The sequence below is a fragment of the Thalassospiraceae bacterium LMO-SO8 genome (assembly GCA_031655335.1).
In the GTDB taxonomy this organism is placed as follows: domain Bacteria; phylum Pseudomonadota; class Alphaproteobacteria; order Rhodospirillales; family Casp-alpha2; genus UBA1479.
Window position 1 is genome coordinate 1179714 of record CP134226.1, and the last position, 15402, is coordinate 1195115.

Genomic DNA, 15402 nt, shown 5'->3' on the forward strand with positions numbered 1-15402 from the left:
CCATGTCGGCGCAACGCTTCCTATGGTCCATTTCATTCCACACGACGGCGGCCGAGGTGCCGTTCCTCGAGGCCTGCCTGGAGCCGCTGTGCGAAAGCGTCTCGTCCTTCGGGGACGAGGACGGCGGCCCCTGGCGGGTCGAGGGCATCGCCGTGGACGAGCCGGACCGCGTCCGCCTCAAGGCGGCCTTGAACGCCGCCTTTCCGGGCGGCGATGCCCCCGTGCCGGTCATCGACCTGATCCCGCCCCGGGACTGGCTGACGGAAAACATCTTCGAATTCCCGCCGCTCACCGTCGGCCGTTTCTTCATCCACGGATCTCACTACGACGGGCCGGTGCCGGGCGGGCAGATTCCCCTGCTGCTGGATGCCGGCACGGCCTTCGGCTCGGGCGAACACGGCTCGACCGCCGGCTGCCTCGCCTGTATCGGCGACCTGGCGCGCAAACACCGCCCGGGCCGCGTGCTCGACATGGGCTGCGGGTCCGGCATCCTGGGCATCGCCGCGGCCAAGCTGTGGAACGTGCCCGTGGTCGCCACGGACATCGACGCCGAGGCCGCGCGGGTCACCACCCTGAACGCGGACCGCAACGGCGTCGGCCATCTGGTCACCGCCGTCACCGCCCCCGGATACAACGCCCCCATCGTGCGCCAGGCGGCCCCTTACGGCCTGATCGTGGAAAACATCCTGGCCCGGCCGATCCGCCGGCTATCCCGCGACCTCGCCCGCCACCTTGCCCCCGGCGGGGTCTGCGTGCTGTCGGGCCTGGTGGTGCGCGACGCGCAACTGGTCATCACCGCCCACCACCGCCAGGGCCTGCGCCTCATCCGCCACATGACCATCAACGGCTGGCGGACCCTGGTGATGCGGAAACCCCTCTAGCCGCGCTTCAGCGACTTGAACGCCGCCAGCGCCCGGTCCCGCGCCCCCTTGTGGTCGACGACGGGCGCGGGATAGTCGCGGCCCAACGCCACCCCGGCATCGGCCAGGACATCCATGGGCGCCGTCCAGGGGGCATGGATGTATTTCTTGGGCAGGGCCGCGATTTCCGGGACCCAGCGGCGCACGTAATCGCCGGCGCCGTCGAACTTCTCCCCCTGCAGGATCGGATTGAAGATGCGGAAATAGGGGGCGGCGTCGGCGCCACAGCCCGCGACCCATTGCCAGTTGAACGGGTTGGACGCGGGATCGGCATCCAGCAGCGTGTCCCAGAACCAAGCCTCCCCCGCCTGCCAGGGCTGCAACAGGTGCTTGACCAGGAACGAGGCCGCGACCATGCGCACGCGGTTGTGCATGGTGCCCGTGGCCCAAAGCTCGCGCATGCCCGCGTCGACGATGGGATAGCCGGTTTGTCCGCGCCGCCAGGCGGCGAGCAAGGTATCGTCGGGCATCCAGGGGAAGGTCTCGAACTTGCCGTCCATGGGCCGTTCGGCCAAATCCGGGAAATGGTACAGGACATGATGGGCGAATTCCCGCCACACCAGTTCCTTCAGGAACGTCTCCCGGCCCTGGCCGAGCGGGGCCGCCTTTACGGCGGCGGCCCAAACCTGGCGCGGGCCGATGTCGCCCCAGGCCAGATGCGCGGACAGACCCGAGGTCGCCGCCACACCGGGAAAATCACGCTTTGCCGCATAGCCCGCGACGGTGCCATTGAGAAACCGGCCCAGGCGGTCCTCGGCCCCTTGGGCCCCCGGCGCCCAATGATCGAAGAAACCGGCCGCCCAATCGGGGGAGCGGGGCGTCAGGCCCCAGGCCGCCAGACCGTCGCTCGCCGGCCAGACTTGCGGTGCCGCTAAGGAGTCCGGTGCCGCCATCGGCGGCGGCGGGTCGCCGGCGGCGCGGCAGGCCTGCCAGAACCGAGTGTAGACCTTGTAGCCGCCGCCGGCCTTGGTCGTGATTTCCCAGGGTTCGGCCAAAAGCGCGCCGTTGAAGCTTTCGGCCCCGATGCCCCGGGCCCGCAGGGCCGCCTTGATCTCCGTGTCGCGGGCGGTCGATCCCTTGTCGTAACAGCGGTTCCACAGGACCCCATCGGCCCCCGTCTCCGTGATCAGGGTGTCCAGCACGGCACCCGCCGCCCCCCGGCGCAGGATCAGGCGCGATCCCAACGCCGCCAGATCATCGGTCAGGGCCGCCAGGGAATGATGCAGCCACCAGCGCGACGCCCCGCCCGGCGGGCGCAGGCCGGGCGTGTCTTCGTCCAGGATGAAGACCGGCACCACCGGCCGCCCCGTCGCCGCCGCGCGGGCCAGGGCCGGATTGTCGGCCAGGCGCAGGTCGCGGCGGAACCAAACGATGACGGGAGAGGGCGTGGACATGGCGGGCAAGCTCCGAATACGGGTCGGGATGCAAACTATACCCCAAGCGGGTGGCGGCGACCCGCCCCTATGGTATACCGTTTGCCAAACACAGGCCGCCTTGGGCGGCCGCATCGCATACACAGGAGACGACCATGACGACCGCCTTGCAGAACACCATCAACCCCCAGGACTTCTATGCGCCGAAAGGCATGCTGATCGGGGGGCGCTGGGTCGAGGCCGTCTCGGGTGCTGCCATCGCCGTGGAAAACCCGGCCAACCGGACCCAGGTCGCCGAGGTGCCGCGGGGCGGGGCCGAAGACGTGGACAAGGCCGTCGCCGCCGCCGCCCAGGCGTTCCCCGCCTGGGCCCGCACCAACCCGCGCGAACGCGGCCGGGCATTGCTGCGCATCGCCGACGCCATGGACGCCCGGGCCGAGGAAATGGCCCGCACCATCGCCCTGGAGACCGGCAACGCCCTGCGCACCCAGGCCCGGCCCGAGGCCAAGGTGTCGGCCGACATCTTCCGCTATTACGGCGGCCTGGGCAGCGAGTTGAAGGGCGAGACCATTCCCTTGGGCGAAAACGTGCTGAGCTACACCCGGCGCGAGCCGCTCGGCGTGGTCGGCGCGGTCATTCCGTGGAACGCGCCGGTCCTGCTGGGCGCCCTGAAGATCGCGGCCGGGCTGGTGTCCGGCAACACGGTGGTTCTGAAAGCCGCCGAGGACGCGCCCTTGGGCGTGCTGATGATGGCCGACATCTGTCAGGAATTCCTGCCCGAAGGCGTGCTCAACGTGCTGACCGGCTACGGCGCCGAATGCGGCGGGCCGCTCGCCAATCATCCGGCCATCGCCAAGCTGTCGTTCACCGGATCGACCGAGGTCGGCAAGATCATGATGCGCGCGGCGGCGGAGAGGATCGTGCCCGTGTCGCTGGAACTGGGCGGCAAGAGCCCGTCCATCGTGTTCCCCGACGCGGACGAGGACTGGGTGGTCGACGGCATCATCGCCGCCATGCGCTTCACCCGGCAGAGCCAATCCTGCACGGCGGGATCGCGCCTGTTTCTGCATGCGGACATCTTCGATTCGTTCCTCGACAAGCTGGCCAAGAAAACGTCGACCCTGAAGCTCGGCGATCCGCTGGACGAAGCCACCGACGTCGGCACGATCATCAACGAAAAGCAGTTCCGCCGGGTCTGCGGCTATGTCGAGGAAGGCCTCAAGCGCGATGACGCGCGCCTGGTCATGGGCGGCCTGCCGCCGGAAACGGGTCCGCTCAGCGAGGGCTACTTCGCCGTGCCGACCCTGTTCGCCGATGCCTCCAACGACTGGCGCCTGGCGCGCGAGGAAATCTTCGGCCCGGTCCTGGTGGCGATCCGCTGGACCGACACGGACGAAGTCATCCGCATGGCCAACGACAGCCACTACGGCCTCGCCGCCTATGTCTGGACCCACGACATCGGCCAGGGCCTGCGCACGGCCCATGCCATCGAAAGCGGCTGGGTCCAGGTCAACCAGGGCGGCGGCCAGGTGCCGGGTCATTCCTACGGCGGCTATAAGCAAAGCGGCCTGGGCCGGGAGTTTTCCCTGGAAGGCATGCTGGAAAGCTTCACCCAGCGCAAGAACGTGACCGTGAACCTGGACACCCCTTCGGGCCGCTGACCGGGCGGCGCCGGGTGGCCAAGGCCCGGGATCGTGTCTGATCCCGGGTCAGGTGTTCCGGGCTTTCTTCTTCGCCACGTCGCCCACCAGCAGGATCAACGGGATCGCCGCGGCCGAGGCGACGGCGAACATGCCGAAGCCGTTGAGATAGCTGATCAGGGCCGCCTGATGACCCATTTCGCGCGACAGGCGCGCCAGGCCCTCGACCGTCTCCATCTCCCACCCGCCCATCACCCAGGGCAGTTTCAGCACCGGGTTGAAGTCGGTGATGTGTTCGGTCAGGTATTCGTAATTGCGTTGGCTGGAGCGCACGATCTCGGTCACCGTCATCGAGATGAAGAAGCTGGAGCCGATGTTGCGCAGCAGGTGATAGACCGAGGTCGTTTCGTCCAGGTCCTTGGGGTCCACGGTCGAAAACGTCAGCACCGTCAACGGCACCCAGATGACCCCGCCGGCGAACCCCTGCAACACGCCGTTGAGCGCGAATTCGAAGGGCGTGGTGTTCAGGTTGGCCGTCATCAGCCACAGCCCGACCGCGACCTGGGCGAGGAAGCCCGCGATGATGGTGCGTCTGGGAAACCGCTGGCCGACGATGCCGGCCACGAAAAACCCCACCATGGCGCCGATCCCGCGCGAGCCGACGACGTAGCCGATCAGGGAGTCCGGCAGGTCCATGTGTTGGCGCATCAATCCGGGCAGAACGACCATCGGCGTGAAGTTCAGCATGCCGTAGATCGTCACCAACACGAGACCGATGGCGTAATTGCGGTTGAGCAACAGGCGCAGGTCGAGGAACGGCTTGGCGTGGGTCAGGCTGTGGGCGACGAACATGTAGAAGGCGACGACGGCGACGAAGACCTCGATGACGATTTCCGGGGACTGGAACCAGTCGAGCCGCTGGCCACGGGACAGCGCCAGCTGAAGACAGGCGATGGCGAGGGAGATCAGGATGAAGCCGGTCCATTCCAGCTTGATCTGCACCTGACGGCGCATGCGCGGCAGAGCGAAGAACACCGCGAACGACGCGCCGATCGCCACCGGCACCAGGATGTAGAAGGCATAGCGCCAGGTATAGGTCTCCGCCATCACGCCGCCGATCATCGGCCCGACGAAGGCCCCCATGACGACGCCGACACCGTACAGGCCGATGACCATGCCGTGCTGGTGTTTGGGAAAGATGTCGAGAACCACCGTCTGGCCCATGGGCGACAGAGGGGCACCACCGGCGCCCTGGACGATACGCCAGAAAATCAGCGCCTCAAGGGAATTGGCCGCGCCGCAGAAATAGGTGGCGACGCCGAACACGGCCAGGCTGACGACCAGCAGGTTGCGCCGCCCGAAACGCCCGGCCAGCCAGCCCGTCAGCGGCGTCGCCACCGCCGTGGCCAGGATATTGAAGGTCATGGCCCAGGAGATTTCGTCGGGCGTCGCCGACATGGTGCCCTGAAGCTGCGGCAGCACCGCCGCCACGATGAGGATCGAGGTCGAGTAGAGGGTGACGCTTAAAACGATGACCGCGAGAATCACCCAACGCCGCGCCGGAGTGAGTTCCGGCCGGGATTGCAGGGCGCCGACCGCGTTGTCGATGGGCACGGAATTGGTAATCCTGTTGACAGTAAGGGCTGCAATAGTAAGAATACTTACTAATTTCGCAAGGGAAATTCCTTACATGGCCAAAATCGACACGCAGGGCGCCCTGTCCGAAGGCCGCTACCTTGCCTTCCTGATCGTGGAGGCCGCGCGCCTGCAACGCACGGTGTTCGACCGCCGTGTGCGCAAGATGGGCTTCACCCGCACGCAATGGCTGGCGCTGCGCCGGGTCGGCGACCAGCCGGGCGTCAGCCAGTCGGAACTGGCCGAACTGCTGGAGGTCGAAAAGGCGTCGGCCGGACGCCTGATCGACAAGCTGGAGGAGTTCGGCTGGCTGGAGCGCCGCCCCGACGACACCGACCGGCGCATCAAGCGCATCTACATGACCGACCTGGGACGGCGCATCCACGGCGAGGTCAGCCCCATCGCCGAGGCCATGGTCGAGGAGGAACTGTCCGGCCTCAGCCGCCGGGAACGCGAAACCCTGACCGACCTTTTGTTGAACGTGAAGCAGCGGCTGCAGGAAATGGCCAGCGACAACGACACCATCCAATCGACGGAACTCGAGAAAATAAATGCCGAATGAGCAGACCCCCATCACCCTGAACGGGCATGAAGACCTGAAACGGGCGGCGAAGAAGGCGAAGCGCATGCGCCTGCTGCTGCTGGGCGTGGTGCCGCTGCTGGCCGTGATCCTCGCCGTCGGCTACTGGCTGCTGGGCGCGCGTTACGTGGCGACGGAAAACGCCTATGTGAAGACCGACATCGCCAAGCTGGCGGCCGAAATATCCGGCCGCGCCATCGAAGTCCGCGCCAAGGCCCATATGCAGGTCACGCAAGGCGACGTGCTGGTGCGCATCGACCCCGAACCCTTCAAGCTGGCCCAGGCCCGCGCCCAGGCCGAACTGGACGCCGCCCGCCGCGAGGTCGAAACCCTGGCCGCGACCCTGAAGGAGGCCCGGGTCGAGCTGCGCGACGCCACGGACCGCGCGGTCTATTTCCGCAAGCGGCTGGAACGCGAACGGCAACTGGTCAAACGCGGCGTCACGTCGCACGCCCGGTTCGACGAAATGGAAAACGACGCCAACGCCGCCGACGACCGCGTCGTCCTGGCGCGCCAGAAGATTCAGCGCATCCAGGCATCGCTGGGCAGCGACCCGGAGCAGCCGGTCGACGCCCATCCCCTGGTGCGGACCAAGCAGGCCGCCCTCGACCAGGCCAATCTCGACCTCGCGCGCACCACCGTCACGGCCCCCGCCAGCGGCGTCGTGGTGACCGTGCCCCTGGTCGCGGGCGAACAGATCACCGCGTCCGAACCCCTGTTCGCCATCGTCACGGACACGCCGCCCTGGGTCGACGCCAACTTCAAGGAGACCGAGTTGACCCATGTGCGCCCGGGGCAGAAGGCGACGGTGGTCCTGGATATCTACCCCGACGTGACCTGGCAGGCCGAGGTCGAAAGCATTTCCCCCGCGACGGGTGCCGAATTCGCGATCCTGCCGCCGCAGAACGCGTCGGGCAACTGGGTCAAGGTGGTGCAACGCCTGCCGGTGCGGCTCCGCCTGCTGCCCCATGCCGACGCGCCGCCGCTGCGCGCCGGGATGACCGCCACGGCCAAGATCGACACGGGCCGCGAACGCTCCGTCGCCGACCTTTTGGGCATCTTCCCGGCCTGGGCACGCGGCAAGAACTAGGCTTCCAGGCCGCCGTCCCACTGCGGGACGACCGCCTCGGCGGCGGCCGCGTCCGTGGCCCGGAACCCGTCGATATAGCGGCGCAGGCACTCCAGGAAGGTCCGCGCCTCGGCGCTCAACACCTGGCCCTTGTGGTGGATATAGCCGTAGGACAGCCAGTGCGGCGGGTCGAGCGGCCGCACGGCCATGCCCGACGGGTCCATCGCCTGCACCGAAAGCCGGTCCAGAAGGGCGATGCCGGCACCGTCGCGCGCCATCTGACAGGCCATCAGCGACGACGTGGTTTCCACCGCATAGGACGGCACGATGCCGTCGGCGCGGAAAAACTCGTCCGCCTGCTGGCGCCCGAACAGGCCCGGCAGCATGCCGATGATCGGCTGGCCCACGAGGTCGCCCGCGGTGATCGCCGCCTTGCCGGCGAGCGGATGATCCGCCGCCATCACCGCCTCCATGCGGGCCCGGCAGATCGGCCGGTTTTCGATGTGCAGCAGGGCGTGGGTGACGGGCAGCGACGCGATGCCCAGGTCATAGCGCGCGATGCCGGAACGGTTTTCCAGCTCGAACCGCGACAGCACGTCGACCACGCATTTCACGCCGGGGTTTTCCCGCCGCATCATGGCCAGCGCCGGCGCGACCAGGGCCGTGCCGACGCGCGGCCCGGTGACCAGGCGGAACGGCCGGTTGGCCCCGGCGCGCACGTTGGCGGCGATATGCGGCAGCTCGTCGATGCCGTCGAGGATGTGGCGGGTTTCCCGGTGGAAGGCCTCGCCCGCCTCCGACAGGGTCAGCCGCCGCCGCGAGCGGTCGAACAGGGTCAGCCGCGTTTCGTCCTCCAGCAAAGCGATCAGGCGGCTGACGGCGGGCTGGCTCAGGTTCATGGCTTCGGCGGCGGCGGCCAGGGAGCCCTGGGACACCACCAGGCGAAAGGCGCGGAGGGATTTGAAGTTCATGGCCGGGCGTCCGATCCGTTGACGTCGTGCAAACGCCCGGAACTATGGGCTGATCGACCAACTCATGCAATTTCCTGATGAATCGTTGCTTGATTTCGAATTTTCTTTACCGATGCAAGGGATCACAGTGGCGGCATAAGGGCCCAAGGCCCATGGGAACACACATCCAAGAAACACACATCCAAGACTGAGGAGACACCGATGCTTTCCTTCACCCGCGCCCTGCGCGTCCCCCTGCTCGCCGCCTTCGTTCTGGCCCTGGCCCTGCCGGCCACGGGCGGCCCCGCCCGGGCCGAGGCCCCGCAGCCGGCGGTCAAGGCGCTGAAGACCGCGAAACCCGAACGGGTGCTGTTCGTCGGCAACAGCTACCTCTATTACAACGACAGCCTGCACAACCACGTGCGGCGCATGGTCGCGGCCTCGGGCCTGTCGGACATGAAGACGCTGAAGTACAAATCCGCCACCATCAGCGGCGCCATGCTGTTCGACCACAACATCGACGGCTATCTGGAGCCGGGCAAGCTGCGGGTGAAGGATCCGTTCCAGCTCGTCGTCCTGCAGGGCTTCAGCGCCGCCGCGACGAAAAAGGGCCATGCGCCGAAATTCGCCGCGACCGTCGCCGACTTCGCCAAGAAGATTCAGGCGGCGGGCGGCGAGACGGCGCTCTACATGACCCATGCCTATACCAAGGCGCACAAGAAGTACGACCCCGAGATGATCCGGGCGATCGAGAAGCTGTATGTGGAGACGGGCAACACGGTCGGCGCGCTGGTCATCCCCGTCGGCCTGGCGTTCGAGGAAGCCTACAAGCGGCGCCCTGACCTCAAGCTGCACCAAAGCTACGACGGCTCCCACCCCAGCCTGGAGGGCACCTACCTCGCCGCCTGCGTGGTGTTCGCCAGCGTCTACGGCCAGTCGCCCGTGGGCAACGGCTACGATTACTTCGGCAAGGTCGACAAGGACACGGCGGCGTTCCTGCAACAGGTCGCCCAAGACACGGTGAAGAGGTTTTACGGGCGGCCCTGACCGGCCCGGCCCGGCCCACCCACCGCTCACCCCGCCAAAACCGAAAGCGCCCCTCAAGAGGGGCGCTTTTTTCGGGCCGCCGATTCGGCGACAGTGGAAATGGTGGGCGCGACTGGGATTGAACCAGCGACCCCTGCCGTGTGAAGGCAGTGCTCTCCCGCTGAGCTACGCGCCCTTGCTGCATCGCCGGTCATTCCCCGGTGGCAAGGCGCGATCATATAAGGGGCGGCCCCCAAGCCTGTCAAGCTGGGCCTGTCAAGCTGGGCCTGCCTCCGCCCGGATTGCGCCAGATCAAGGTCCTGGGCGCCCCGGCCGGCCAACATGGACGCGGATGGGTGGCTGTGGCAGTCTTTGCCGCGCCGCCGGCACCCCGATTTCCGTCCGCCGACCCAGGAGAGGCCGCTTGAAACCGAAGACCGCAGACGACATCGCTCGCCTGATGACGCGCGCCGGCCAGGCGTTCCGCGCCGGCAACCTGACGCGCGCGGGCAAGGATGCGGAAGACGTGCTGAAGGCCGTGCCCGACCACGGGGAAGCGCTCTATTGCCTGGGGTTGGTGCGCCACAACCAGGGCAAGACGATGCAGGCAATTACCCTGCTGCGCCGGGCTCTGGCCGCTCATCCGGGCTTTGCCCCCTGCGCCGTGACGTTGTCGAAGATGCTGCTGGAGACCGGCGACGGCGATGGCGCCCTGCGGGTGTTGAGCGACGCGCTGGCCCAAAACCCCGGCGATGCCAACCTGGCCTTCGAGCTGGGCCGCACGCGGATCATGCTGGGCGATCCCGCCGGCGGGGCGGAGGACCTGGGCCGGGCCGCCGAACTGGCGCCGGAGGCGCCGCCGGTCTACGGCTCGCTCGGCATTGCGTATCAGTTGATGGGCGACGGCGAGAGCGCCAGGGCGGCCTACGAGACGGCGATCGAGCTGGGCAGCCGCGACCCTGAGGATTATTTCAACCTGGGCACCGTCCATATGAACGCCCGCAAATACGGCGACGCCATCGCCCTGTTCACCCGCGCCGCCGAGATGAACCCGAATCACCAGCGCGCCTTCGCCAACATCGGCCTGCTGCACGGGCGCTCGGCAGATTACGCCAAGGCCATCGCCCCCCTGGAACGCGCGGTGGCGCTGAACCCGGACGACGGCCAATCGGTGGGTGAGCTGATCTATGCCTACGGCGCCGAGGGGCGGGCGACGGAGGCATCGGCTCTTGCCGAGCGGTTCCTCAAGGCCCATCCCGAGGCGATCGACCTGCACGGCCAGATGGCCTTCGTGTGGATGCGCGCGGGTGAGGCGGAGCGCGCCCTAGCCGCCGCCGACCGGGCGCTTGCCGCGGGCTCCTTCCCAACGCCGTCCCTGGCCATGAAGTCGGCGGCGCTGAACGACCTGGGCCGCGCGGACGAGGCCGCCAAGCTGCTCGACTTCAGCCTGATCACGACCCGGGTCCATACGGCGCCCGCCGGCTATCATTCCATGGCGTCCTTCAACAAGGACCTAGTGGCCTACCTTCTGAACCATCCCAGCCTGACCTATTCCCGGGTCAACCGCTCCGTCGAGCACGGCCGCGGCACGCTGGAACTGTTCGACGGCACGGAACACGGCCCGGCCCTGGAGTTGAAGAAGATGATCCTGGCCATGGCCGGAGATTTCATGGCCGCCCATCCGAAGGACCCGGACCATCCCTTCCTGGCCGCCACGCCCCGGGCCTTCGATGTCAACTGCTGGGGCACGGTGTATGACCGCGAAGGCCGCCAGCTGGTGCATTTCCACCCGCCGGCCTGGCTGTCGGGCGTGTACTATCCGGCCCTGCCGGCGTCCATGAAGGACGCGGCCAAGGGGCGCACCAACAACATCGAGGGCTGGATCGAATTCGGCCGCGCCTTTCACCTGATCGGTGACCGGCGCGAACCGGCGGTGCATCTGGTGCGGCCCGAGGAGGGGATGATGGTCCTGTTCCCGTCCTACTTCGGGCACCAGACCATCCCGGTCACGTCGAGCGACGAAAAGCGCATATCCATCGCCTTCGACCTCTGCCCCGCCGGAGGCTGAGGGCCGAGCTAACCGGCCAGCCGTTCCAACGCCGGCACCAGTTCATCGAAATGATCGATCAGCACGTCGGCGCCCAATTCCTCGACGGGACCATGGGCGTAGCCGAAGGTGACCGCCACCGTGGCCACGCCGGCGGCCTTGGCCACGTTCACGTCGTTATGGCTGTCGCCGACCATGACCGCGTCGCCGGGGGCCGCGCCCAACTGGTCCAGCACATGCATCAGATGCCGGGGGTCGGGCTTACGCACGCCGGGCACCGTGTCGCCGCCGGCGACCGCCGCGAAGAACGGCGCCAGATCGAGGGCGTTGAGGATCTCCGCCGTCGCCCCCGCCGGCTTGTTGGTGCAGACGGCAAGCGCGCAACCCGCGTCGCGCAGCGCCGTCAGCGCCGCGACGGCGCCTGGAAAGGGCTGTGTCAGGGTCGCCGCGTTGGCTTCGTAATGGGTGGTGAACTCGGCCGTCGGGCCGTCGAGCCCGCCATCCGGCAGGCCGCCCGTGGCCAACAGCCCACGTTCGACCAGCTTGGGCACGCCGTCGCCGACCATGCCGGCGACCTCGTCCCGGGTCACCTGGCGGCGGCCCATGCGGGCGAGCAGCCAGTTCAAGGCGGCCTGAATGTCGGGCACGCTGTCGACCAGGGTGCCGTCAAGATCGAAGACGACCGCCTTGGGCAGGGATTGGGCGGGTAAGTGCTCCTTAACCCCCGGCATTGCATAGTTCCATTGCAAAATTCCGTAACAAACTGTGACTTGGATGACACAAGATACTGTGGCACCTTGCGGCCCGACCCTCCAGATGTTTCACCGGATCCCTTCATCAGGCCCCATGGCCGCCGCCCGAACCGTTTAAAGGCCCCCGCGTTTTCATGCAAGCAGACGAAAAATTCACGACAACCGCCGTGGTCCTGGCCGCCGGGCTGGGTACGCGCATGAAATCGGATTTGGCGAAGGTGCTGCACCCTGTCGCGGGCCGGCCGATGATCGGCCATGTCCTGGCCACCCTGAACGCGGCGACGGTCGAGCAGGCCGTGGTCGTCGTCGGCGACGGCATGGACGGTCTCGCCGCGGCCGTGGCACCCCATCCGACGGCGGTGCAGGTGGATCGCCTCGGCACCGCCCATGCGGTGCTGGCGGCGCGCGACTTCATCAAAGCTCATCCCGCCGATGACCTTTTGGTCGTGTTCGGCGACACGCCGCTGATCACGCCCGAAACGCTCGGCGCCATGCTGGCGGCCCGCCGGTCCCCGGCGCGCCCCGGCGTGGTCGTGCTCGGCTTCGAGCCCACCGACCCCACCCCCTACGGCCGCCTGATCCGGGACGGCGACGGCGCCCTGGCATCCATCGTCGAAGCCAAGGACGCGACGCCGGACCAGCTTGCCGTCACGCTCTGCAATTCCGGGGTCATGGTCATCGACGGCGCCCGCGCGCTCGGCTGGCTCGAGCGGATCGGCAACGCCAACGCCAAGGGCGAATACTATCTGACCGACATCGTCGCCATCGCCCGCGCCGACGGGGCCGCGGCCGCCGTTGTCATCGGCGACGCGGACGAGGTCATGGGCGTCAATTCCCGCGCCGACCTGGCCGAAGCCGAGGCCGTCGCGCAACGTCGCCTGCGCGCCCGCGCCATGGCGGGCGGCGCCACCCTGATCGATCCGCAAACCGTCTATCTGTCGTGGGACACCGCGCTCGGCCGGGACGTCGTGATCGGGCCCAACGTATTTTTCGGACCGAATGTGTCCATCGCCGACAATGTGGAGATTCGGGCATTTTGCTATATCGAGGGAGCCAAGGTCGGAACGGGTGCGGTGATCGGGCCGTTCGCCCGCCTGCGCCCCGGGGCCGATCTGGGCACCGGCGTTCATATCGGAAATTTCGTCGAGATCAAGGCCGCGACCCTGGGTGCCGGCAGCAAGGCAAACCACCTATCCTATGTGGGGGACAGCACGGTCGGCGCGGGTGTGAACATCGGCGCCGGCACCATCACCTGCAATTACGACGGCCATGTGAAGTCCCAGACGGTGATCGGTGACGGCGCCTTCATCGGCTCCAACACGGCTCTGGTCGCCCCCGTGACCGTGGGTGCCGGGGCCATCGTCGGTGCCGGCAGCGCGATTTCCAAGAACGTCGCGGCGGGGGCGCTCGCCGTGACCCGGGCCGAGCAGAAGGAAGTGAAGGGCTGGGCCGACCGCTTCAACGCGAAGGGACGCAAGGCCAAACAAGACGCGAAGAAAGAGGGCTAGCGGGCGATGTGCGGCATCATCGGAATCCTCGGCCGGAACGAGGCCGCACCCATCCTGCTGGAAGGGCTGAAGCGCCTTGAATACAGGGGGTATGATTCCGCCGGGATCGCGACCCTGGTCAACGGCGCCATCGACCGCCGGCGGGCCGAAGGCAAGCTGAGCAACTTGGCCGCCCGCCTGGACGCGGAGCCCATCGCCGGCACGGTCGGCATCGGCCACACCCGCTGGGCGACCCATGGCGTGCCCAACGAAGCCAACGCTCATCCGCACGCGACGGACCGGGTCGCCATCGTCCATAACGGCATCATCGAGAATTACAAGGACCTCAGGGCCGAGCTGATCGCCAAGGGCTGTGACCTTGCATCCGACACGGATACGGAAGTCATCGTCCACCTGATCACCCAGGAGATCGTGGACGGCAAGTCCCCTGCCGACGCGACCGCCGCTGTCTTGCGGCGGCTCGACGGCGCCTTTGCCTTGGCCATCATTTTTTCCGGCCACCATGACCTGATGATCGGGGCGCGGCGGGGCAGCCCGCTGGCCGTCGGCTTCGGCGAGGGCGAGATGTTCCTGGGCTCCGACGCCCTGGCCCTCGCCCCCCTCACCGACCGCATCATGTATCTGGAAGACGGCGATTGGGTGGTGTTGAGCCTGTCAGGCGCCCAGGTGTTCGACGGCGACGACGCCCCGGTCGAGCGCCCCGTGCGCCTGACCGAACTGTCCGGCGCCGCCATCGGCAAGGGCGGTTACCGGCACTTCATGCTCAAGGAAATCTACGAGCAGCCCCAGGTCATCGGCGACACCCTGCAAAGCTTCATCAACCCGGCGTCACGCACGGTGACCATGCCCGGCCTGCCGTTCGATCCGGCGGCGCTTGAGCGCCTGACCCTGGTCGCCTGCGGCACCTCCTATTTCGCTTGCCTCACGGCCAAGTACTGGTTCGAACAGCTGGCCCGCATTCCGGTCGAGGTCGATATCGCGTCCGAATTCCGCTACCGTGAGCCGCCCATGGCGGACAACGGGGCCGCGATCTTCATTTCCCAGTCGGGCGAGACGGTCGATACCCTGGCCGCGCTGCGCTATGCACGCCAGGCGGGGCAATCGATCCTGTCCATCGTCAACCAGCCGGAAAGCGCCATCGCCCGGGAATCGGACATGGTCCTGCACACCAATGCCGGGCCCGAAATCGGCGTCGCCTCGACCAAGGCGTTCACCACGCAGCTGACCGTTTTGGCTTGCCTCGCCATCGCCGTCGCGCGCGGGCGCGGCGCCATCGATGCCGGGACCGAGGCACGCCTGACCACGGCCCTGACCGAGGTGCCCGGGCGGGCGGCGGAAATCCTCAACCACGACGAACAGCTACGGGATATCGCCCAAGGCATGGCCGAGGCGCGGGACGTGCTCTACCTGGGGCGCGGCACCAGCTACCCGATCGCCCTCGAAGGGGCGCTGAAGCTGAAGGAAATCTCCTATATCCATGCCGAGGGCTACGCCGCCGGCGAAATGAAGCACGGCCCCATCGCGCTGATCGACGATCAGGTGCCGGTCATCGTCATCGCGCCAACGGATGCCCTGTTCGAAAAGACGGCGTCCAACGTCCAGGAAGTCATGGCGCGGGGCGGGCGGGTGATCGTCATCTCCGACGAGGCGGGGGCAGCCGCCCTGGCCGACGGGGCGGAGGCCACGGTCGCCCTGCGCACCGTCGATCCCTTCGTGGCACCCATTCTCTATGCCATCCCGGTGCAGCTGCTGGCCTATCACGTCGCGGTCATCAAGGGCACGGATGTGGATCAGCCGCGCAACCTGGCGAAAAGCGTGACCGTGGAATAGCGCCGCCGCGACGGATCCGATCCCGCCGCCGCCGACATCCGCACACAGAAAAACGGCCGTCCCGAAGGACGG

General features: G+C 67.6%; 12 protein-coding genes and 1 tRNA gene. 8 read left to right on the forward strand and 5 right to left on the reverse strand.

Annotated elements, in window-relative coordinates:
* Window positions 1-2: 2 nt before the first annotated feature.
* Complete coding sequence (locus RJ527_05675) at window positions 3-881, forward strand: 50S ribosomal protein L11 methyltransferase (GenBank protein ID WND78023.1); 879 nt, start codon at window positions 3-5, stop codon at window positions 879-881.
* Here RJ527_05675 and RJ527_05680 read toward each other — a convergent pair.
* The gene (locus tag RJ527_05680) at window positions 878-2314 is read right to left on the reverse strand and encodes a deoxyribodipyrimidine photo-lyase (GenBank protein WND77233.1); all 1437 of its coding nucleotides are present in this window, start codon (window positions 2312-2314) and stop codon (window positions 878-880) included. The two genes, RJ527_05675 and RJ527_05680, sit on opposite strands and share 4 nt — an antisense overlap.
* 134 nt (window positions 2315-2448) lie before the next feature.
* Here RJ527_05680 and RJ527_05685 point away from each other — a divergent pair, with 134 nt between their 5' ends.
* The gene (locus tag RJ527_05685; protein WND77234.1) at window positions 2449-3954 is read left to right on the forward strand and encodes an aldehyde dehydrogenase family protein; all 1506 of its coding nucleotides are present in this window, start codon (window positions 2449-2451) and stop codon (window positions 3952-3954) included.
* A gap of 48 nt (window positions 3955-4002) precedes the next feature.
* On the opposite strand, the gene RJ527_05690 is transcribed toward RJ527_05685, so the two are convergent.
* Window positions 4003-5547 (reverse strand): DHA2 family efflux MFS transporter permease subunit, encoded by a 1545-nt coding sequence (locus RJ527_05690; GenBank protein WND77235.1) that lies wholly within the window; start codon window positions 5545-5547, stop codon window positions 4003-4005.
* Window positions 5548-5623: 76 nt separating this feature from the next.
* Here RJ527_05690 and RJ527_05695 point away from each other — a divergent pair, with 76 nt between their 5' ends.
* Both RJ527_05695 and RJ527_05700 read left to right on the forward strand, forming a co-directional pair.
* Window positions 5624-6130, forward strand: coding sequence for a MarR family transcriptional regulator (locus tag RJ527_05695; protein WND77236.1), 507 nt, complete (start codon window positions 5624-5626; stop codon window positions 6128-6130).
* The gene (locus RJ527_05700; protein WND77237.1) at window positions 6120-7238 is read left to right on the forward strand and encodes an HlyD family secretion protein; all 1119 of its coding nucleotides are present in this window, start codon (window positions 6120-6122) and stop codon (window positions 7236-7238) included. Before RJ527_05695 ends, RJ527_05700 begins: the two co-directional genes overlap by 11 nt.
* On the opposite strand, the gene RJ527_05705 is transcribed toward RJ527_05700, so the two are convergent.
* Window positions 7235-8188 carry a LysR family transcriptional regulator gene (locus RJ527_05705; GenBank protein WND77238.1) on the reverse strand — a complete coding sequence of 318 codons (954 nt, stop codon included), beginning with the start codon at window positions 8186-8188 and terminating at the stop codon, window positions 7235-7237. The two genes, RJ527_05700 and RJ527_05705, sit on opposite strands and share 4 nt — an antisense overlap.
* Before the next feature lie 201 nt (window positions 8189-8389).
* Here RJ527_05705 and RJ527_05710 point away from each other — a divergent pair, with 201 nt between their 5' ends.
* Window positions 8390-9214, forward strand: coding sequence for a hypothetical protein (locus RJ527_05710; protein WND77239.1), 825 nt, complete (start codon window positions 8390-8392; stop codon window positions 9212-9214).
* A 100-nt stretch (window positions 9215-9314) separates the two neighbouring features.
* On the opposite strand, the gene RJ527_05715 is transcribed toward RJ527_05710, so the two are convergent.
* Window positions 9315-9389 (reverse strand) — tRNA-Val (locus tag RJ527_05715).
* A 228-nt stretch (window positions 9390-9617) separates the two neighbouring features.
* Here RJ527_05715 and RJ527_05720 point away from each other — a divergent pair.
* Window positions 9618-11261 (forward strand): tetratricopeptide repeat protein, encoded by a 1644-nt coding sequence (locus RJ527_05720; protein ID WND77240.1) that lies wholly within the window; start codon window positions 9618-9620, stop codon window positions 11259-11261.
* A gap of 8 nt (window positions 11262-11269) precedes the next feature.
* Here RJ527_05720 and gph read toward each other — a convergent pair whose 3' ends face one another.
* Window positions 11270-11971 (reverse strand): phosphoglycolate phosphatase, encoded by a 702-nt coding sequence (gene gph, locus RJ527_05725; protein WND77241.1) that lies wholly within the window; start codon window positions 11969-11971, stop codon window positions 11270-11272.
* A 155-nt stretch (window positions 11972-12126) separates the two neighbouring features.
* On the opposite strand from gph, the gene glmU reads away from it, so the two are divergent.
* Together glmU and glmS are read left to right on the forward strand one after the other, a co-directional pair.
* Window positions 12127-13500, forward strand: a complete 1374-nt coding sequence (gene glmU / locus RJ527_05730) for a bifunctional UDP-N-acetylglucosamine diphosphorylase/glucosamine-1-phosphate N-acetyltransferase GlmU (GenBank protein WND77242.1) — start codon at window positions 12127-12129, stop codon at window positions 13498-13500.
* A gap of 6 nt (window positions 13501-13506) precedes the next feature.
* Window positions 13507-15330, forward strand: coding sequence for a glutamine--fructose-6-phosphate transaminase (isomerizing) (gene glmS, locus RJ527_05735; GenBank protein ID WND77243.1), 1824 nt, complete (start codon window positions 13507-13509; stop codon window positions 15328-15330).
* The last annotated feature ends 72 nt before the right edge of the window (window positions 15331-15402 follow it).